10 protein-coding genes are annotated in these 21,255 nt (G+C 67.8%); 5 read left to right on the forward strand and 5 right to left on the reverse strand.

Going from position 1 to position 21,255, the window contains the following annotated elements; genetic code table 11:
• Positions 1-14: 14 nt before the first annotated feature.
• From AC3WUF_RS19645 to AC3WUF_RS19665, 5 genes are all read right to left on the reverse strand, one after another.
• A complete protein-coding gene (locus AC3WUF_RS19645; protein ID WP_492428817.1) occupies positions 15-1,367 on the reverse strand; it encodes a type II and III secretion system protein family protein in 1,353 nt (450 codons plus the stop codon).
• A gap of 8 nt (positions 1,368-1,375) precedes the next feature.
• The gene (gene cpaB, locus AC3WUF_RS19650; RefSeq protein ID WP_492428819.1) at positions 1,376-2,281 is read right to left on the reverse strand and encodes a Flp pilus assembly protein CpaB; all 906 of its coding nucleotides are present in this window, start codon (positions 2,279-2,281) and stop codon (positions 1,376-1,378) included.
• Between the two features lie 88 nt (positions 2,282-2,369).
• Positions 2,370-2,879, reverse strand: coding sequence for a TadE/TadG family type IV pilus assembly protein (locus AC3WUF_RS19655; RefSeq protein WP_492428821.1), 510 nt, complete (start codon positions 2,877-2,879; stop codon positions 2,370-2,372).
• 11 nt (positions 2,880-2,890) lie between these two features.
• The gene (locus tag AC3WUF_RS19660) at positions 2,891-3,310 is read right to left on the reverse strand and encodes a prepilin peptidase (RefSeq protein WP_492428823.1); all 420 of its coding nucleotides are present in this window, start codon (positions 3,308-3,310) and stop codon (positions 2,891-2,893) included.
• Positions 3,311-3,346: 36 nt separating this feature from the next.
• Complete coding sequence (locus AC3WUF_RS19665) at positions 3,347-3,541, reverse strand: Flp family type IVb pilin (RefSeq protein ID WP_492428825.1); 195 nt, start codon at positions 3,539-3,541, stop codon at positions 3,347-3,349.
• 200 nt (positions 3,542-3,741) lie between these two features.
• Between AC3WUF_RS19665 and AC3WUF_RS19670 the strand changes: the two genes are divergently transcribed.
• The 5 genes from AC3WUF_RS19670 (at position 3,742) to AC3WUF_RS19690 (ending at position 21,180) form a co-directional block, all read left to right on the forward strand.
• A complete protein-coding gene (locus AC3WUF_RS19670) occupies positions 3,742-4,569 on the forward strand; it encodes a symmetrical bis(5'-nucleosyl)-tetraphosphatase (protein ID WP_492428827.1) in 828 nt (275 codons plus the stop codon).
• Positions 4,570-4,864: 295 nt separating this feature from the next.
• Positions 4,865-5,680, forward strand: coding sequence for a sulfatase-like hydrolase/transferase (locus tag AC3WUF_RS19675; protein ID WP_492428829.1), 816 nt, complete (start codon positions 4,865-4,867; stop codon positions 5,678-5,680).
• A 75-nt stretch (positions 5,681-5,755) separates the two neighbouring features.
• Complete coding sequence (locus AC3WUF_RS19680) at positions 5,756-14,671, forward strand: SDR family NAD(P)-dependent oxidoreductase (protein WP_492428831.1); 8,916 nt, start codon at positions 5,756-5,758, stop codon at positions 14,669-14,671.
• 11 nt (positions 14,672-14,682) lie between these two features.
• On the forward strand, positions 14,683-19,506 hold the full coding sequence (locus tag AC3WUF_RS19685; RefSeq protein WP_492428833.1) for a beta-ketoacyl synthase N-terminal-like domain-containing protein: 4,824 nt from the start codon (positions 14,683-14,685) through the stop codon (positions 19,504-19,506).
• A 48-nt stretch (positions 19,507-19,554) separates the two neighbouring features.
• Positions 19,555-21,180, forward strand: coding sequence for an alkaline phosphatase family protein (locus AC3WUF_RS19690; RefSeq protein WP_492428835.1), 1,626 nt, complete (start codon positions 19,555-19,557; stop codon positions 21,178-21,180).
• The last annotated feature ends 75 nt before the right edge of the window (positions 21,181-21,255 follow it).

The following is a 21,255-nucleotide window of genomic DNA, read 5'->3' on the forward strand; positions in this document are numbered from 1 at the left end:
TAGTTGGCTGGATATTAGCGGCTGAAACCGGAATCGAAATCCCCGCTCTCGAGAAAGATCGTGCGCGCTGCGGAAGGCTTGTAGGTGTCGTATTCCGAGCCCGGCAGTTTCGGCAGCGCCGCACCCTTGGCGAGCGGCCGCACCAGATGCGGCGTGACGACCATGATCAGCTCGCGGTCGTTGCGGTCGTAGTTGGTCGATTTGAAGAACGCGCCGAGCACTGGGATGCTGCCCAGCCACGGCAGCTTGTCGACCTGATCGCTGAGGCTGCTGCTGACAAGGCCGGAAATCACGAAGCTCTCGCCGTCGCCGAGTTCGATGGTGGTTTCGGTACGCCGAACCGACAGCGCAGGCACGGCAACGCCGCCGATCTGGATGCCGGCGCTGAAGTCGAGATCGCTGACTTCCGGCGCTACCTTGAGGCCGATGCGGCTGCGCGACAGCACCGTCGGCGTCAGCGACAGGCGCACACCGAACTCCTTGTACTGTACCGAGATGCCGCCCGCCGCCGAAGAGCCGCCCTGGCTGACCGGCACCGGGAACTCGCCGCCGGCGAGATAGCTGGCGGTCTGGCCGCTCATCGCCACCAGGCTGGGTTCGGCGAGCACGCGCACCAGGCCCTTGCCTTCCAGCAGGCTGAGCACGCCGAGCACGCCCTTGCTGGGATTGCCGAACACCAGGTTGAACGCGCTCTGGATCGGCAGGCTCTGGTTGAAGGTGATGCCTTCATCGTCGCCGCCGGTGGTCTGCGACACGCTGTTGAGGCTGCCGGGCGCGAACAGACCGCCGGAGTCGCCGTTGCGCGCTCTGGAACCCTGCAGGCCGAATCGACGCATCGTGCTGCGGCTGATCTCGGCGATGCGCACCGAGGTCATGACCTGGGTATCCATCTGCACATCGCTGCGATCGCTGATCTCGCCTTCCTTGGCGGTCTTCGAGGCGAGCGTGGCACGCCGGTGCGCCATCAGATTCGGCAGCTGGCCCGACAGGCCGCGGCCCTGGTCGATGATCGCCGCCTGCAGTTCCGGATCGGGGGCGGGGCTGCGCGACGGATCGATCGCTTCACCGACGCGGATGCGGTACTGCTGCGGCGCGCTTTCGCCCTTGGTCCAGATCATCAGGCTGGTGATGCCCATTTTCTTGCCGGTCAGCAGCAGCTCGCGCTGATTGACGACGTTGACGTCGGCAATCTCCGGATTGCCGACGGCGACGCGCGTGACCGGCGTGGCGGCGCGATGCAGCTTCTGCGTGCCCTGTTCGATCTGCAGCACATCGCCCGGATTGGCGGCGCCGGCCGGCAAGGTCAGGCACATCGCCAGCGCGGCGAGCAGCGGCGCAAGAAACCATGAGGAAGGGGTCTGCTTCATATGCGGGCCTATTGCGTCGTCACGGTTTCAAGGGCGCTGCCGCGCAGGATTTCCACCTTCGGTCGCGGTGGGGCCTGGCCGCTGGATTTCTGCTGCAGACGCGACAGCTCGGCGAGGCTGATCGCCTTGTCCGGTGCGGCTGTCGACTTCGCGGCGCTATCGGGGGCGGCTGCAACTGCTTCTGGCGTCGCGGGCGCCGCGGGATCGGCTGCCGCTGAGTCTGCCGCCGGCAACTGCCCGCGCAGCGCCAGGCGCAGCTCGCCGATGCTCGCGCCGAGCATGAGTTTGGTGGTGTCCTTTTCCGGCACCGCGAGGACCGCCGTGCGCACGCGGGCGCGCTGCTTGTCCTCCGACTTGATGCCTTCCGGACGATCGATGATGCGTTCTTCGTAGGCCAGCACACGGGTGCTCTCCAGCAGCACGCGCGACTGCGGATCGCCCATGCCGGCGCCGCTGCGCAGGAACAGCAGCACATCGACGATGTCGCCCGGACGGACGAATCCACCGACGGCGACCACGTCGTTGACCTCGACTGACACGGCCTGATGCCCCGGCGGAATCACCCGGACCAGCGCATTGCCTTCGCGGAAATAACGCTGGGTGACCGGCGCGCCGGCGTCGATATCGACCAGCGGTATCTTGTCGACCACATCATCGATGTTGCCGTAATTGGCCGGCGGCACGATGGACACCGGCACCAGGGCGATCGCGTCGCGCGGGATCGGCTCGTACGCCGCCAGCGGCCGCAGCGCGACAACCGCGAGCGTCTGCTTGGCTTCCTGCACGCTGACCTGTTCCTGCGCCTTCTGCGCCTGCTCGGCGAAGTTGCGGCTGAACTGGAAGCCCAGCAGCACCATGACGATGGCCGCCAGCACCGAAACCACTGCAATCATCTTGATCGTGGTGCTGCTCATCGCGCTGCCCCCGTCGCTGTCGCGGTCCGCTCAATATTGGCCATCTGCTTCGGTTCCATGAGTTCAAGTGCGAAATTCAAATGCCTGTTCATATGCGCACCACCGCCGTGGCGCTCAGGGTTTCCGGCAACGGCGGAATGCAGCCGACCAGAAACAGGTTCAGCATCGGAAACAGCGCGCCCGTCGAGCATTCGCTGCCGCTCGGGCGTACCGTGAAAATGAGGGTCACGCGCAGCGCATTGCTGTCGATCGGACAGCCGCCGGCGCCCTGTGGGCACAGCAGCACCTGCACCCGCTCGCCGCTGGTGCCCAGCACGCGCGCGCGCTGCGATGCCGGCAGCCAGGAGAGCGTGGAAGTCACCGTCGATCGGACGACTTCCTGCTGCACCGTCAGCGGATTCGCCGTCGTCGGGTCGACCGACACCGCGGCGGCGGCGCCTTCCTGCGCGGCGAAGGTCAGCGCCTGCTGGATGACGTAAACATAGGCGTAGACGATGACGCCATAGACCAGCATGAACAGGATCGGGAAAACGAAGGCGAACTCGACCAGCGCGGCACCGCGCTGCGGCCTGCAGGCAAGTCTTGAAGCGCTTGTCATTGCCTCGCCCCCTATAGCCAGATCGGACCCATCAGGCATTCGACGAACAAACCGGCGGCCAGTGCCACCGCCGCCGGCAGACGCGCGTTGCGCCGGCCGATGATCACTGCGCCGAGGGCCATCAGACCGAGCACCAGCGCCGCAATCAGCAAAATTTCAATCGTCCCCGCCCAACCCGCGAATGCGCCGAGTATGGCAGCCATTTTCACATCTCCGGCGCCCAGCCTTTTGAGGCCGTAACCGGGAAGCGTCAAAATCAGTGCCAGGCCGGCGCCGATCAGACTGGATTGCCAACTCGCGCCGAGCGGGGCCTGTCCGAGGATGCCGAAACTGGCCAGCAACAGCGGCAGGGCCAGCAGCAGCATCCAGTTCGGCACCCGTCGGTAGCGCAAATCCCAAACGGCGATGGTGGCAGCCCAGGCTGCCACCATCCACACACTCAGGACGGCCAGGGCCGGGCCCGGCGATCAGGCGCCGCCGACGGCGGTGACGACGCGCTGGAACAGACCCTGGAGACCCGTGGTTTCGTCACCGGCAACAAGGCCCAGCACGACAACGAGGGCAACGGCGATCAGACCGACGATCAGGCCGTATTCCACGGCGCTGGCGCCTTCCTCGTTGCGGAAGAAATTCTTGATGGAAGCAAAGGTTTTGTTCAGCATGATCAACTCCGGTCAGGTGTTTGGGTCCACGTTCCAGCGCTCCTGCCGGGACGTTTGCCGCGACATTCGGCTGTACCCCGAACGTGTGCATACTATGGTCGGCAGCCCGAGTCAGGGTCAAAGCTCGTTGACGGCCTCATTTGTACCGTCTGTCGGTTGGCCCCCTACCCGGATTTTTCAGTTTTCCGCGCAAAAAGCAGATGGCGACCTACCTGATCGGCGATCTTCAAGGCTGCCTTGAGCCGCTCAAGCGCCTGCTCGACCACTGCCGTTTCGACCCTGCGGCCGATCATGCGATCTTCGCCGGCGACCTCGTCGCCCGCGGGCCGGACTCGCTCGGCACCCTGCGCTACGTCCGCAATCTGGGCAGCGCCGCGACGACCGTCCTCGGCAACCACGATCTGAATCTGCTCGCCGTCGCCGAGGGCCTGCGCAAGCCCAAGGACGGGCTCGACACGATCATCGCGGCGCCGGACTGCGCGGAGTTGATTGAATTTGTCGCAAGCCAGCCGCTGACCTGGCATGACGCGGAGCGCCGCATTCTGGTCGTCCATGCCGGCCTCGCGCCGCAATGGACCGTCGATCTGGCGCTGGAACTGGCGGCCGAGGTCCACGCCATGCTGCGCGACCCGCGGGTCCGCAGGGATTTCCTGCCGCAGATGTACGGCAACGAGCCGGCGGCCTGGCATCCGGCACTGGCCGGCGCCGAACGCCTGCGCTTCACGATCAATTGCCTGACCAGAGCGCGCTACTGCACGCCGCGGGGCGAGTTCGAGTACGCCGAAAAAGGTCCGCCGGGCAGTCAGCCCGCCGGCCTGGTGCCCTGGTTCATGGCCGACAACCGGCAGCATCTCGACCACGACATCGTCTTCGGCCACTGGTCCTCGCTCGGCCAGATCACATGGCCCGGACAGCGGGTCTGGGGGCTCGACAGCGGTTGCATCTGGGGCGGCCCCTTGACCGCCTTGCGGCTCGAAGACAGGGCGCTGCTGCAGGTCCCCGGACAACCCTCGGCAAGACCGCAGTAAGACTCTTGCGTCTTCCCGTAGTGCGCGCTTGTCGGTATTATCTGACAGAGCGCTAAGATATTGTCGGCCATACTGTTTTTAAGTGGGTTTAGTTCCCCTTCGAGTGGTGGCCAGACGAAGTTACTAACATGCAGATATCGGGCTGTTTTTGTAGCGCCGGTGGGGTCCGAACCGCACCCAACAACATCGACCGCAACGCACGGCTCGAAAAAAATCCAGCGCAAGCCAAGAGCCAGCGCGCGTCGTCATTTTTCTACGCCCCGATGGGCGCGTGCAGGGTCATCTTTCAGGCGCAATGAGCAATAACCTCGTTTTCATCGTGATGGACAGCTGCCGGTTCGACAGCTACGCCGCGGCACGGACGCCGAGCATGGACCGCATCGGCGCCGGTGAAGCGCGCTATGCGTATGCGTCGTGGACGTCACCTTCGCATTACACGTATCTGATGGGCATGATCCCGCACAACAGCCCGCAGGGCGTGTTCGCGTCGGAGGTCTACAAGAAGGATTTCGTGAAGTGGGTCGATCGCCTCGGCATCGAAGGCCTCGCGTTCAAGAGCTTCGTGCCGCAGCTATCGCTGCCCAAGGTGCTGCAGGACAACGACTACCGGACGATCGCGCGCGTGTCGATGCCGGTGCTGAATCCGACCTCGCACCTGAACAAGCATTTCGACGACTACAAGCTGATGGCCGATCACAACGACTTCGGCGGCATGGTCAAGGAAGCGGACTTCTACGACGACGAGTCGCAGTTCCTGTTCCTCAACCTCGGCGAAACGCATTATCCGTACATGCTTGACGGCGCCAAGCTGCCGCACGTGTCCGGCGTCCACGGCGTCTTCAAGCACATGGACGACAATCTGGGCGAGTCGACGCAGGATCGCTTCTTCGACGAAGAGCAGATGCGTTCGCTCCACCAGCAGCAGATCAAATGCGTCGAGCATGTCGACACGCTGCTCGACGAGCTGATTTCCAAGGCGCCGGTTAACACGCACTTCATCATCACCGCCGACCATGGCGAGTGCTTCGGCGAAGGCGGCTATTTCGGCCACGGCCCGATCGTTCATGAAAAAGTTTTGCAGGTGCCTTTTCTGGAAGGCAAGAAGCGCTAGTTTCAGAACAATGAGGGGCGGTTCCATCAATGCGCCATCCGGGGGGAATAGGCGCAGCGCACGGAGCGCAGCAACATGAAGCAGTTCGATGTCATTGGTCTGGTGCCGGCGCAGTGGAGTCATGCCGGCATTGCCGTCGCACTCAGCCGTAACGGCGGCACGGGCGTCCTCGACCTCGAATTCTGCGTCGACGCCGAAAGGGCGCGGCAGAATTTCAGCAGCCTGTGCGCCGCTGGCGAATCTTCGATCGGCCTGCGCTTCGGTCTTGCCCAGCTTGCGCTGGCCGAACAGCTCCTCGCGTCGAACCCCGGCAGCACCCTGACCCTGATCTGCTGCGGCAGCGCCGATGAAGCGCTGCAGCTGCGTCGCCATTTCAAGAAGCTCTCCGCACGCTGGCTGGCCGAAGTCACGACACTCGAAGCGGCGCGCCAGCTCGACGGTCAGTTCGACGCGCTGATCGCCCGCGGCCACGAAGGCGGCGGCTGGGTCGCGCAGGACAGCAGCTCCATCCTGCTGCAAAAGCTGATGCAGGCTCGCAGCGGGCCGGCTCCGGTGCGCGGCCCGGTTCTGGTTCACGGCGGCATCGGCATCCGTGCCGCGGCCGCTTGCCGCGCGGCCGGCGCCGCCGGCGTGGTCCTCGACGATGTGCTGTGGCTGCTCGCCGAATCCGCACTGCCGGTCGGCCAGCAGCAGGAACTCGCGCGCCTCAATGGCGCCGAGTGCAAACCCTACGGCGAACTGCATGGTCGTCCGTGCCGCGTCTACGCGCGCGCCGGCAGCGCTGCGCTCAGTGCCGCCGAAAGCGATCTGCGCCTGCTCGATGGCGGCCATCTGACCGTCGCCGACTGGGCACAGCAGTTCGGCGCGCGCATCGGCTGGTCGGCCGATCAGCTGCTGCCGCTGGGCCAGGGCATCGGTCTTGCCGCCGGTTACCGGCAGCGCTACGGCAGCACCGCACGCCTGCTGCAGGCGCTGCGTCGCGCCGTGCAGCAACAGATCGAACAGGCGATCGCGCTGCAGCCGCTCGCCGAGAACGCCGCGCTCGCGCAGTCGCACGGCACGCGCTATCCGCTCGCGCAGGGCCCGATGACGCGCGTCTCCGATTCGCCGGCCTTCGCCGCTGATGTTGCAGCCGGCGGCGCACTGCCCTTCCTCGCGCTCGCGCTGATGCGCGGTCCGCAGGTGCGCGAGATGCTGCAGGACACGCAGAAGCGCATCGGCGGCAAGCCCTGGGGCGTCGGCATGCTCGGCTTCGTGCCGCAGGCGCTGCGCGACGAGCAGTGCGCCGAAGTCTTCGCCTGCAAGCCGACCTTCGCGCTGATCGCCGGCGGCCGTCCGGACCAGGCGGCGGAGTTCGAGCGCGAAGGCATTCCGACCTATATCCATGCGCCGGCGCCGGCGCTGCTCGCGCTGTACCTCGAACAGGGCGCGCGCCGCTTCGTGTTCGAAGGCCGCGAGTGCGGCGGCCATGTCGGGCCGATCGCCAGCTTCCCGTTGTGGGAGCAGATGATCGACGTGCTGCTGGCACAGGTGCCGGCCGGCGAAGACAAGAACATCCACGTGCTGTTCGCCGGCGGCATCCACGACGCGACGTCGGCGGCGATGGTGGCGGCCATGACCGCGCCGCTCGCCGCGCGCGGCATGAAGGTCGGCGTGCTGATGGGCACCGCTTATCTGTTCACGCAGGAGATCGTCAGCTCCGGCGCGATCGTGCCGGGCTTCCAGGATGTAGCGCTGAGCTGCACGCAGACGCTCAATCTCGAATCCGGCCCCGGCCACGCATCGCGCTGCGTCGACACCCGCTTCGCGCGCGATTTCTACGACACGCGCCGCCAGCTGATCCGCGAAGGCCGCAGCGTCGAGGACATCCGCGACGCGCTGGAAGATCTCAACCTCGGCCGCCTGCGCATTGCATCGAAGGGCCTCGACCGCGATCCGACCGGCAAGGTCGTCGTCGTCAGCGAACAGCGCCAGCGCGACGACGGCATGTTCATGATCGGCCAGGTCGCGACCTTGCGCGACCAGGTCGTGTCGATCGCCGAACTGCACAGCCAGGTCTGCGACGGCGCGGGCGAAGTGCTGGCCGCTTGCGCGGAAAGTGCTGCTGCACCGATCGCGGCGAAACCGTCGGACATCGCGATCATCGGCGTCGGCGTCACGCTGCCGCGCGCAAACACACCGGACGATTACTGGGATCTCATCCTCAAGCAGATTTCGGTGATCCGCGAAGCGCCGCAGCAGCGCTGGGATGCCGAGCTGCTTTACGACGCCGATCCGAAGGCGCGCGACAAGGTCTACTCGAAGTGGGGCGGCTTCCTCGACGAGATCGCCTTCGATCCGCTCAAGTACGGCATCCCGCCGAAGTCGATGAAGGCAATCGACCCGCTGCAGCTGCTGACTCTGGAAACCGCTGCGCGCACGCTCGCTGACGCCGGCTATGCCGACGGACAGTTCGATCGTGAACGCGCGTCGGTGATCCTCGGCGCCGGCGGCGGCGCCGGCGACCTAGGCCAGCAATACGCGATGCGCGCCGAGCTGCCGCGCTTCGTCGAGAATCTGTCGCCCGAAGTCTGGGACCGCCTGCCGGAATGGACCGAGGAATCCTTCGCCGGCACGCTGCTCAACGTCGCTGCCGGCCGCGTCGCCAACCGCCTCGATTTCGGCGGCGTGAACTTCGTCGTCGATGCCGCCTGCGGCTCCTCGCTCGCGGCGATCAGCCTCGCCGTCAATGAACTCGAAACCGGCCGCAGCAATTTCGTGCTCGCCGGCGGTTTCGACACAACTCAGTCGGCTTACGCGTTCACCGCGTTCGCCAAGACGCAGGCGCTGTCGGCCAGCGGCAAGCCGCGCACCTTCGATCAGGACGCCGACGGCATTGCGATCTCCGAAGGCGTCGCGATGGTCGCGCTCAAGCGACTGGCGGATGCCGAACGCGACGGCGACCGCATCTACGCCGTCATCAAGGCGACCGCCGGTTCCAGCGACGGCAAGGCCCTGGGCCTGACCGCGCCGCGCACCGAAGGTCAGGTGCGCGCGCTGAACCGCGCCTACGCCAAGGCCGGCTTCTCGCCGGCGACGCTGGATCTGGTCGAAGCGCACGGCACCGGCACGCCGGTCGGCGATCGCACCGAAGCACAGACCGTGTCGCGCGCGTTGCTCGACAGCGGCGCCGCACCGCGCAGCGCGGCGATTGGTTCGGTCAAGACCCTGCTCGGCCACACCAAGGCCGCCGCCGGCGCCGCTGGCCTGATCAAGGTCGCGCTGGCGCTGCATCACCGCGTGCTGCCCGGCCATGCCGGCGTCACCAAGCCGATCGATGTCATCAGCGATCCGGCCGCACCGATCTATCTACTCAAGGACCCGCGCCCCTGGCTGGCGCCGAAGGATCATCCGCGCCGCGGCGCGGCGTCCGCCTTCGGCTTCGGCGGGACGAATTTCCACGCGGTGCTCGAGGAGTACCGCGGCCAGCGCGCGACGCCGGGTGCACGCCGCTGGCCCTGCGAGCTGTTCGTGTTCCGCGGTGCCAACGCCGCGGCGCTGGGCGTCGCGCTGCAGCGCACGATCGACGCACTCGCCGACAACAGTCCGCTGCAGGCCGGCGAGCTCGCGCAGGCACTGGCACGCGAGGCCGACCAGAAGCGCGGCCTGCCGGTCGCCGTCGCCATCGTCGCTGCCGATCTGGCGGCGTTGAAGAAGGATCTGGCAGCCGCGATCGACAGCCTCAACGGCAATGCCCGTCCGCTGCCGCCGCACATCCGCATCAACCGCGCGGTGCCGGCCGAAGCGCCGACGGTCGCCTTCCTGTTCCCGGGCCAGGGCGCGCAGCACGTCAACATGGGCCGCGAGGCCGCGCTGTATATCGAGGAAGTGCGCAGCGCGCTCGAGTTCGCCGAACACACGCTCGCCGAGCAGCTGCCGGAACGCCTGAGCGCGCGCATGTATCCGCCGGCGGCTTTCGACGCCGAGACCGAACAGCTGCAGGCCAAGGCGGTCACCGACACGCGTTACGCACAACCCGCCATCGGCGCGCTGTCGCTCGGTTATCTGCGTTTCGCCGAACGCCTCGGCCTGCGCGCCATCGCAACTGCCGGCCACAGCTATGGCGAATACACCGCGCTGCTCGCCGCCGGTGTGCTCGACCCCGCCGATTACCTGCGCCTGTCCGCCGAGCGCGGTCGCGCGATGGCGCAGGCTGCCGCGGTCTCGGTGCCGGGTGGCATGGTCGCCGTGCAGGCGGCACGCGCGGACGTGCAGCCGCACATCGCCGATCTCGACGGCGTCGTCGTCGCCAACCACAACGCGCCGCAGCAGAGCGTGATCTCCGGGCCCAAGGCCGCGCTCGAGACCGCGACGCAGCGGCTCGAAGCCGCCGGCCGGCGCGCCGTTGCGCTGCCGGTTGCCGGCGCCTTCCATACCGAGCTCGTCGCGCCGGCCAAGGTCGCGCTGTCGGCGGCGATCCATGCGACGCCGTTCCGTGCCGCGAAGCTAACGGTCTATTCCAACAGCAGCGGCCAGCCGTATCCGCAGGATGCGGCGGCGATGCAGGCGCAGCTCGACCAGCACCTGCTGTCGAGTGTCGAGTTCGTCAGCGAGATCGAAGCGATGCACGCCGCCGGCGTACGCGTATTCGTCGAGCTCGGACCGCGCGGCATCTGCGCCGGCCTCGCCCGGCAGATTCTCGAAGGCCGCGACGCGCAGGCGATCTCGCTCGACACCGGCGCGCAGGGTCTGCGCAGCCTGCAACTCGGCCTCGCCGAACTGTTTGTCGCCGGCGTCCACTTCGACATCAGCGCGCTGTATGCGCAGCGCGACCTGCCGCTGCTCGATCTCGCGCAGCTGCGCGAACGCGCCGCGGTGCCGGTGCTCGCGAAGCACGTCTGGATGCTCAGCGGCGGTTGCGCACGCCCGCAGCACGAGCCGGAGCAGCGCACCGGCAAGCTGCCGGCGCTGACCCGCGCCAGCGCGGCATCGGCCCGCGCACAGATCGAAGCCAAGCTCGAAGCGACGATCCGCGCCCGTCTGCCGGCCAGCGTTGCCGCGACGGGTTCCGCGCCTGCGGCAACGGCGCTGAGCAACGAAGCGCTGATCGCCTATCAGCAGACGATGCGCCAGTTCCTCGACCTGCAGGAACGCGTCGTCCAGCAGTATCTCGGCGGCGCGCCGCTGCCGCAGGGCGCGGCGCTGCAGATGCCGACGTTGGCGGCACCGGCGGTGCCCGTTGTCGCGCCGGCGCAGCAGGTTGCACCGATCAGCGCCCCCACTCCGGTCGCACCGATCGTTGTGACGGCAAACGTCGTCGCCTCGACCGACTACAAGACGCTGCTGCTCGGCATCGTCGCCGAGCGCACCGGCTACCCGACCGACATGCTCGCGCTCGACGCCGATCTCGAAGCCGACCTCGGCATCGACTCGATCAAGCGCGTCGAGATCATCGGCGCCTTGCGCAAGGCGGTGCCTGAGTCGGTCGCCGCGGCGATCCAGCAGAACATGGAGCGCTACACCAAGGCCAAGTCGCTCGACGCGATCCTGTCCGCGCTCAACGCGCTCGCACCGGCCGTCGCCGTGGCGGCAGCACCCGCGGCTATCAGCAATGCGGCGCCGGTTGCCGCGGTCGATTACAAGATGCTGCTGCTCGGCATCGTCGCCGAGCGCACCGGTTATCCAACTGACATGCTCGCGCTCGACGCCGACCTCGAAGCCGATCTCGGCATCGACTCGATCAAGCGCGTCGAGATCGTCGGCGCCTTGCGCAAGGCGGTGCCTGAGTCCGTCGCCGTCGCGATCCAGCAGAGCATGGAGCGCTACACCAAGGCCAAGTCGCTCAACGCGATCCTGTCGGCGCTGGCGACCATCGCACCGGCAAGCAGCGCGCCCGCTGCCGCGGCCGTCCCCGTCGCAGCCACCGCCGTCGCTGCTGTCGACTACAAGTCTCTGCTGCTCGGCATCGTCGCCGAACGCACCGGCTATCCGACCGACATGCTGGCGCTCGACGCCGACCTCGAAGCCGATCTGGGCATCGACTCGATCAAGCGTGTCGAGATCGTCGGCGCGCTGCGCAAGGCGGCGCCGGAATCCGTTGCCACGGCGATCCAGCAGAACATGGAGCGCTACACCAAGGCCAAGTCGCTCGACGCGATCCTGTCCGCGCTCAACGCGCTCGCACCGGCCGTCGCCGTGGCGGCAGCACCGGCAGCCGTCAGCAATGCGGCGCCGGTTGCCGCGGTCGATTACAAGACGCTGCTGCTCGGCATCGTCGCCGAGCGCACCGGCTACCCGACCGACATGCTCGCGCTCGACGCCGATCTCGAAGCCGACCTCGGCATCGACTCGATCAAGCGCGTCGAGATCGTCGGCGCCTTGCGCAAGGCAGTGCCTGAGTCCGTCGCCGCCGCGATCCAGCAGAACATGGAGCGCTACACCAAGGCCAAGTCGCTCAACGCGATCCTGTCCGCGCTAGCCACGCTGGCGCCCGCGCCGGCCGCTGCGCTGCCTGCCGTGCCTGCGGTGCTGTCCGTGCCGGCGGCCCAGGTCGAAGTCGCCGCCACGCCGCGTTACGTCATCAAGTCGCGTCCGGCGCCTCTTGCCGCCGCGAACGTCGCACTGTCGGGCCTCGCAGTCCTGCTCGGCGACAGCGACGCGATCGCCACCGAACTCGTCGCGCAGCTCAAGCAGCGCGGCCTGCAGCCGGTGCTGATCGGCTCCGCCGATGCGACAGCGCTGCGCGCGCAGATCGAACAGGCGCGCAGCGCGCACGGTCCGGTCAAGCTGCTGCTGAACCTGCACGGCCTGCGCATGCAGCCGGTCAGCGATCTGCGCGGCTGGCAGCAGGCCTGGCAGCGCGACATCGTCGGTCTGTTCCACGCAATCCAGGTTTCGCTCGTCGACCTGCCGGCCGCACGCGTCATCGCCGCGAGCCGCAACGGCGGCACCTTCGGCCGCGACGCGATCGGCGAAGGCCTGCCGATTTCCGGCGGCGCCAACGGCATCCTCAACTGCCTGCGCATCGAAGTGCCGGGCTGCGTCGCACGCGCCGTCGACTTCGACGGCCACAGCGACGCGCAGGTCGTGCGCCTGCTGATCGACGAAGTGTTTGCCGACGACGGCGAAACCGAGGCCGGCTACATCGGCAGCGAACGCTACGGCGCTGCAACGCTGGAACAGGCGCTCGCCGTCAGCCCCTTCGGCTCGCACCTGACGCCGGACGGCGATTGGGTGCTGCTTGCGACCGGCGGCGCGCGCGGCATCACCGCGCAGATCATCGAACGCATGGTCAAGCCGGGCATGCGCCTGGTGCTGCTGGGCCGCACCGCGGAGCCCGGCGAGGAAGCCGCCGCGACGCGCGCCTTCGCCGACACCGACGCGCTGCGCAAGGGCTTGCTCGCCGAGCGCCTCGCCCGCGGCGAACGCCCGCGGCCGGTCGACATCGATCGCGAGGTCAGCCGCATCCAGGTCGATCGCGAACTGCGCGAGAACCTGCAAAGCCTGCGCGCCGCCGGCGCAGTCGTCGACTACCGCGCCTGCGATGTCCGCGATGAAGCCGCCTTTGGTGCGTTGATCGACGGCATCTACGCGCAGCATGGTCGCATCGACGCGGTGATTCACGGCGCCGGCGTCATCGAGGACAAGCTGCTCGCCGACAAGCAGGCGGAATCCTTCGAGCGCGTGCTTGGCACCAAGCTCGATCCGGCGTTCGTGCTGACGCAGAAGCTCAAGCCCGACACGCTGAAGCTGATTGCCTTCTTCACGTCGGTCGCCGGCCGTTACGGCAACCGCGGCCAGAGCGACTACGCCGCCGCCAACGAAACCCTCAACCGCCTCGCCTGGGACCTGCATCGGCGCTGGACGCAGACCCGCGTGATGGCAGTGAACTGGGGCCCCTGGGACGGCGGCATGGCGAGCGAGGGCATCAAGCGCCAGCTGCGCGAGCGCGGCATGGAGCCGATCCCGCTGCCTTCCGGCTGCCAGTTCTTCCTTGACGAACTCGCCAACGGCCCGCGCCATGATGTCGAACTCGTCGCCGGTCAGGGGCCTTGGGGCGCCCTCGCGACTGCGGCACCAGCACCGGGCGCTGCGGCTGGCCTGCGTTACGCCTTCGCGCGCAAGCCGGTACGCATCGGCGTCGGCGGCGCTGTCACGCTTGATCACAAGCTCAACGTCGCCGAGGACCCCTGGCTGCGCGATCACGTCGTCGATGGTCAGCCGGTCGTGCCGCTGGCGATTGCGCTGGAGACGATCGCCCAGTTTGTCGCCTGCGGCTGGCCGGAATGGACGGTCGCGGAGATCCGCGATCTGCGCACGCACGCGGCGCTGGTCGTCGATCCGGAGACCGGCACCGACATCCAGCTGCGCGCCAAGGCGGCGACGCATTCCGAACCGGGCAGCCAGTGCATCACCGTGCAACTCGGCACGCCGAACCGCGCCGATGAGCCCTGGTTCCGCGCCACCGTCGTGCTGATGCAGCAGCTGCCGAAGGGCATCGCCGCGCAACTGGCAGCGCTCAGCGAACTCGATCCGATGAGCGCCGGCGAAGCCTACGCACAGCATCTGTGCCGCGGCCAACGCCTGCGCGCGGTCGACCACATCGGCGCGCTGGCCGCCAACGGCGCCGTCGCCAGCGTGCGGGCTTCGTCGCCGGATCGCTTCATCGCCGGCAGCAGCGCCGCATGGCTGTTCGACCCCGCACTGCTCGACGCTGCTGCGCAGCTCGCCTTCGTCTGGGCGCAGCGCCATCAAGGCAAGGGCGTGATGCCGCAACGCATCGGCCGCCTGCGTCGCTTCGGCCTGCAGCCGGTCAGCGGCACGCTGACCCTGGTGCAGCATTTCGTCGCCGGCGACAACGAACAGCTGACCTCGGTCGCCGAGTTCGTCGACAGCAGCGGCGCCGTGCGCTACGTCATCGAGGACGCCGAGAGCACGATCAGCACCGCGCTCAACCGTCTCGCGCCGAGCTCGCCGGACTACGTTGACCCCGCCATCGGCGGCGCACGCTAAGTTCCGCGTTCGTGAGCCAGCCACTCGACATCGCCATCGTCGGGCTCGCCGGGGTCTATCCCGGCGCGCCCGACGCGCGTGCGTTCTGGCAGAACATCTGCGCCAAGGTCGACGCGATCAGCGATGCGCCGGCGGATTGGGTCGGCCCTTACTTCGAAGCCGGCACCAGCGCCGACGACCGCATCTACACGACCAAGGGCGGCTTCCTGCACGAGCTGGCGCATGTCGATCCGATGGAAGTCGGCGTCATGCCAAGCGTCGCGGTCGGCAGCGATCCGGATCATCTGCTCGCGCTGAAGATGGCGCGCGATGCGCTTGCCGACGCCGGCTACCTCGCATCGGCCGGCGGCAAGGCCTTCGACGGCCGGCGCGCCGGCGTCGTCATTGCGCGCGGCACCTACGGCAACCGCGGCCTCGCCAGCATGCTGTCGCGCGGCTTCTTCATGGATCAGATGATGGACGTGATCCGCGGCCTGCGCCCGGACTTCACGGACACCGACATCCGCGCACTGCAGACCGATCTCAAGCAGCAGCTGCCGCCCTACGGTGGCGACTTCGTCGGCGTGCTGACGCCGAATGTCATTGCCGGCCTGATCGCCAACCGGCTCGACATGATGGGGCCGAGCTACATCGTCGATGCCGCCTGCGCGTCGTCGCTGATCGCACTCGACCAGGCCGTGCAGGAACTCGTCAACGGCCGCTGCGACCTGATGCTGTGCGGCGGTACGCAGGCGCAGACGCCGCCGCAGCTGTTCATCCAGTTCTGCCAGATCCAGGCGCTGTCGCGCGACCGCCTGCGGCCGTTCCAGAAAGGCTCGGACGGCACGCTGATCGGCGAAGGCAGCGGCATGCTGGTGCTGAAACGTCTTGCGGATGCCGAACGCGACGGCGACCGCATCTACGCCGTCATCAAGGGCATCGGCAGCGCATCGGACGGCAAGGCCAAGGGCCTGCTCGCGCCGCGCCTGGAAGGTGAAGTGCTCGCGCTGCATCGCGCCTATGAGTCCAGCGGCGTCGATCCGCTGACGGTCGACCTGATCGAAGCGCACGGCACCGGCACCGTCGTCGGCGACAAGACCGAGATCGAAGCGCTCAACGCAGTCTTCGGCGCGCGCGGCGCGGGGCCGCAGATCGCGATCTCGGCGGTGAAGTCGATGATCGGCCATTGCCTGCCGGCCACCGGCACCGCATCGCTGATCAAGACCGCATTGGCGCTGCACCACAAGGTGCTGCCGCCCATGCTGTGCGACGAGCCGGACCCGGCACTGAATCTCGACCAGACGCCGTTCTACATCAACAACCAGACGCGGCCGTGGATTCACGGCGCGGAGACGCCGCGCCGCGCGGGCGTCAATGCCTTCGGCTTCGGCGGCATCAATGCGCACGTCGTCCTCGAGGAGTATGTGCCGCGCGCGACACCGCTGGCGCAGGCCGCAGCGCTGAACGCACCGCAGACCGGCGAAGTCTTCCTGCTCGCTGCGAACTCGCAGGCCGAACTGATCGCGCGCATCAATGCGACGCTGGCCCAGCTCGAAGGGCCGCTGCCGCTGACGCTCGCCGAGTGCGCCGCCGCGGCGTCCGCCTATTGCGACGGCATGCATCGCCTCGCCGCCAGCTGCGACAGCAGCGCCGATCTCATCAAGAAACTGCGCGGCGCACTCGACAAGCTCGCCGTGCCCGGTGCCAAGGCGTTCAAGACGCGTACCGGCGTGGCCTACGCGCACGGCGCGCTGAACGGCAAGGTCTGCCTGCTGTTCCCGGGCGAAGGTTCGCAGTATCCCGACATGCTCGCCGACGTCTGCCTGCGTTTTCCGCCGGTGCGCGAGGCTTTCGACCGCATGGCCGCGGGCGCCACGCGGCGCGGTGCGACCCCGCCGGCCCGGGTGCTGTTCCCCGCGCCGACCGGACTCGATGCCGGTCAGGTAGCCGCGAACGAGCAGGCGCTGCATGCGATGGATCTCGGCGCGGAGTCCGTGTTCACCGCGAGCCTGGCCTTGCAGGCGCTGTACGACGAGCTCGGCCTCAAGTTTGACGCGATGCTCGGTCATTCCACCGGCGAGAACACCGCGCTGACGACCAGCGGCCTGCGCCGCTATGCATCGCGCGAGGAACTCGACGACGCGGTCGAGGCCGTGCATGGCATCTACCAGACGCTCGAAAGCCGCCAGCAGATCGTGCACGGCACGCTGCTGTCGATCGGCGGCCTCGATGCGGCGGCGCGCGAACGCCTGCTGGCCGGCAGCGACGGCATGCAGCTGGCGATGGACAACTGCCCGAACCAGCTCGTCATGTTCGGCGAGCCGGCCGCGGCCGAACGCCTGCGCGAACGCTGCGCGGCGGAAGGTGCGATCTGCCAGGCCCTGCCGTTCGGCCGCGCCTACCACACGCCGCTGTTCAAGCCGCTGGCGGATGCTTTCCGCGAGTATTTCCGCACGCTGGACTTCGGCCCCGGCCGCACGACGCTGTACAGCGCGCGCAGCGTCGGCCTTTTCCCGCAGGAACCGGATGCAATCCGCGAGCTCGCCGCCCAGCAGTGGGAAAATCCGGTGCGCTTCACCGCGACGATCGAACGCCTGTATGCCGATGGCTATCGCGTGTTTCTCGAAGTCGGACCCGGCGGCAACCTGAGTTCCTTCGTCACCGACACGCTACGCGACAAGGCCGATGTGATTTCCATCGCCAGCGACAACCGTCGCCGCGGCAGTCTCGCGCAGCTGCACGGCGCGCTGGCGCAGCTGTTCGCCGCCGGCGTGTCCTTCGATCCGCGGCGCCTCTATGCGCAGCGCGACATCGCCAGCTTCGATCTGCTCGCGGCACCGCGCGTCGCGAAGAAGAAGCCGGCGAAAGTCGCGCTGCAGATGCCGCAGATCAGCCTGCCCGAACACTGGAAGCGTCCAATGCCCAGTGCTGCGCCGGCTGCGGCCGTCGCACCCGTTATCGCTGCACCGGCGGCCGACGATCGACGCCTCGCCGTGCTGCAAAGCCATTTCTCGCTGATGCAGGCTTTCCTCGACAGCCAGGCGCGCGTGCTGGGCCTGGCGACCGGGCAAGGCCCTGCAACGGCCACATCGACGACGGCGCCGACCAGCAACGGCCTCGATGCCCGCTTCCCGCTGCTCGGTCCGGTGCTCGAACGCAGCGACGCGCGCGAAGTCTGCGAGCGCCGCTACGACCTGCAGACCGATCGCTTCCTGCGCGATCACTGCGTCGGCGGCACGCCGAGCCTGCGCGACCCGTCGCTGCTGGCGATTCCGGTCATCCCGTTCACGTTCAGCCTGGAAATCTGTGCCGAAGCCGCCGCGCGTCTGATCGGCGATCCGGCGCTGAAGGTCACCGCGATCGAGCAGGCGCGCGGTTCGCGCTGGCTGGCGCTCGACGACGGCGAGCTGCAGCTGCGCATCGTCGCCGAACGCGTCGGCGCCAGCACCGGCGAGGCGGCGCGCGCGCATGTGCGCCTGTTCCTGCTCGGCCAGGGCGGCCCCGCGATGGGGCTGGTCGTCTTCGAAGCGCAGGTCGCGCTCGCCGCAACGTATCCGTCCGCGCCTGCGGCATTGAGCGCACCGGCGGCCGGCAAGCCCGCCGCCTTCAACAGCGACGACGCACTCTACGCACGCGGCATGTTCCACGGCCCGGGCCTGCAGGGCGCGCACAAACTGCTGGGCTGGAACACCCAGCACCTCGATGCCGAACTGCGCATCCTGCCGACGCAGGACTATTTCAGCTTCACGCAAAGCCCGCGCCTGCAGATCGATCCGACACTCGCCGACGTGCTGGGCCAGACGTTCTATTACTGGCTGCAGGAGCAGCACGGCGGCCAGATCAACTGTTTCCCGTTCGGCATCGAACGCATCGCGCTGTATGCGCCGCCGCAGCCCGCAGGCACCACGGTGCTGAGCCGCGCACTGGTCAGCCTGCCCGCCGCTGACCGCCTCGCCGGCGATGTCGAGGCGACGACCACCGACGGCCGTGTGCTGATGCGCGCGACGAACTGGGAAGACCGCACCTTCGACGTCGCCGATCGCTACTACCGCTTCCGCCTCGACCCGCCGCGCGGTTTCCTCGGCGAAGTCTGGATGGACGGCCTGCTGCCGCCGGGCCTGCACGCGCGCCGCGTCGCGCCGTTCGACAACGATCTGCTCGCGCAGGGTGGCGGCATCTGGGGCCGCGGCCTCGCGCACATGGTGCTCGGCGTGCGCGAACGCGCCGCCTGGTATGCGCTGCCGGCCAGCGGCCCGCGCCGCGAGGAATGGCTGATGGGCCGCATCGCCGCGAAGGAGGCGGCGCGCGACTGGGTGCGCACGCGCCTGCAGCTGGAACTGGCTTCCGCCGACATCGAAGTCGACAACGACGCGCGCGGCCGGCCGCTGCTGCGAATTGCGGCGCTGAACAACGTACAGATGCCGGCCGTGTCGATCTCGCACAGCCACGGCTGGGCGGCGGCAGTCGTCGCCGATCCGGGCCTCGCGGTCGGCCTCGACTATCAGCCGCTGCAACGCGTGCAGGCCGACGAACTGATCCAGGGCGGCTTCGGCGATGCCGAGCAGAAATGGTTCGCCGGCTTCGATGCGAAGGACCGCGGCCTCGCCGCCGCCGCGCTATGGTCGGCCAAGGAAGCCGCGTCGAAAGCCGCCGGCAGCGGTCTCGAAGGCCGTCCGCAGGACTGGACCGTGACCGCCTGTCAGCTCGATCCGCGCGCCGTGGCCTTCGGCTCGGCACGCATCAGCCACAACGGGCAGCTTTACGATGTGGCGCTGCAGTTCGTCGAACCCGCGGCGGTCAGCGCGCTGTGCGTCGTCGCCGCGCATGCCGGCGGCCAGCGCGTCACATCTTCATAGAAACTGAAGCACACTACTCATCCCCCCGCGTCACCTCCGATTCCCCCAATGTCTGAAACCGCCCCGAAAAGCGCCACCAAAACCCTGTTCATCGGCCTCGACGGCTGCACCTTCACCGTGCTCGACCAGATGATCAGCGATCTGCCCGGCGAAGGCGTGACGATGCCGTTCATGAAATCGCTGGTCGAACGCGGCGTGCGCGCCAAGCTGCGCTCGACGCCGAACCCGCTGACGCCGCCGGCCTGGTGCTCGATCATGACCGGCCGCAATCCCGGCGAGCACGGCGTGTTCGACTTCATCCGCGCGGAAGACCGCGGCGGTGAGGTCTACTGGACGCTGTACGACGCGCGCGACATCGACTGCGAGACGATCTGGTCGATCTGCTCGCGCAAGGCCAAGTCCGTCGCGGCACTGAACTTCCCGCTCACCGCGCCGGCCGCCGAGGACCTCAAGGGTTCGATCGTGCCGGGCTTCATCCCGGCCAAGCACCTGCGTCGCAACACCCATCCGCGCGAGCTGTTCGAGCGCATCAAGACGCAGATTCCCGGCTTCGATCCGAAGGAGCTGGCCTGGGACTTCGACAAGGAAAAGCAGGCGATGGAATCCTTGTCGGCCGACGAGACCGCGAAGTGGGTGCGCTATCACCTGCCGCGCGAGGAACAGTGGTTCCGCGTCGCCGAATTCATTCTGCAGAACGATCAGCCGGACCTGATGGCCGTGATGTTCGACGGCACCGACAAGATCCAGCACCAGGCCTGGCCGTGGCTCGACAAGGATCTGCTGCCGGCGAATCCGCAGGGCCACGACAAGGAAATGCGCGAGGTCTGCATCGAATACTTCCGCAATCTCGACGGCTATATCGAGAAGCTGGTCAAGCTGGCGGGGCCGGACACGCAGGTGTTCTTCGCGTCCGACCACGGCTTCACCGCATCGACCTATGTGCTGCGCATCAACGCCTTTCTCGAGGAGAAGGGCTATCTCGCGTGGGCGAAGAGCGACGGCACCGACATGGCGATCCGCCGAGAAGCCGCCGACTTCGCGAACCTCGACTGGTCGAAGACCACCGCGTACTGCCGCACGCCGTCGAGCAACGGTATTCACATCCGCGTCGCCGAGAAGCCGGGCGATCCGGGCATCAAGCCGGAAGACTACGAAAGCTTCCGCGAAAAACTCATCGCCGACCTCAAGTCGCTGAAGCATCCGAAAACCGGCGAGCAGATCATCACCGACGTGCTCAAGCGCGAGGAGTGGTTTCCCGGCAAGCACATGCAGCGCGCCTGCGACCTGACGCTGGTGCTGTCGGACAACGGCTTCGTGTCGATCAAGAACCTGCAGCCCTGCGTCGCCGATCGCCCGCATGCGGCCGGCACGCATCATCCGGATGGCATCTTCATGGCCGTCGGTCCCGGCATTCCGGCGGCCGGCATGGTCGGTCTGCGGCAGATCGTCGATGTGGCGCCGACGCTGCTGCACAGCGTCGGCCTCGCCGTACCGGTCGACTTCGAAGGCCAGGTGCCGGACACGTTCTTCAGCGCCGAATGGCTCGCCGCGAACCCGGTCAAGAAGGGTGCACGCACCAAGGCACCGCAGCGTCGCGAGCTGGAAACCGAAATGGACGCCGGCGAGCAGAAGCAGATCATCGAGCAGCTGCAAATGCTCGGCTACATGGAGTAAACGAAGAGCAGACAACGTCGAATGCTGACTTCCGCGTAGGGCTTTTCTGGCAGGCGCCAGGGCTCTGCGCGGGCA

The sequence above is a fragment of the Fontimonas sp. FW305-C-3 genome (assembly GCF_058783185.1).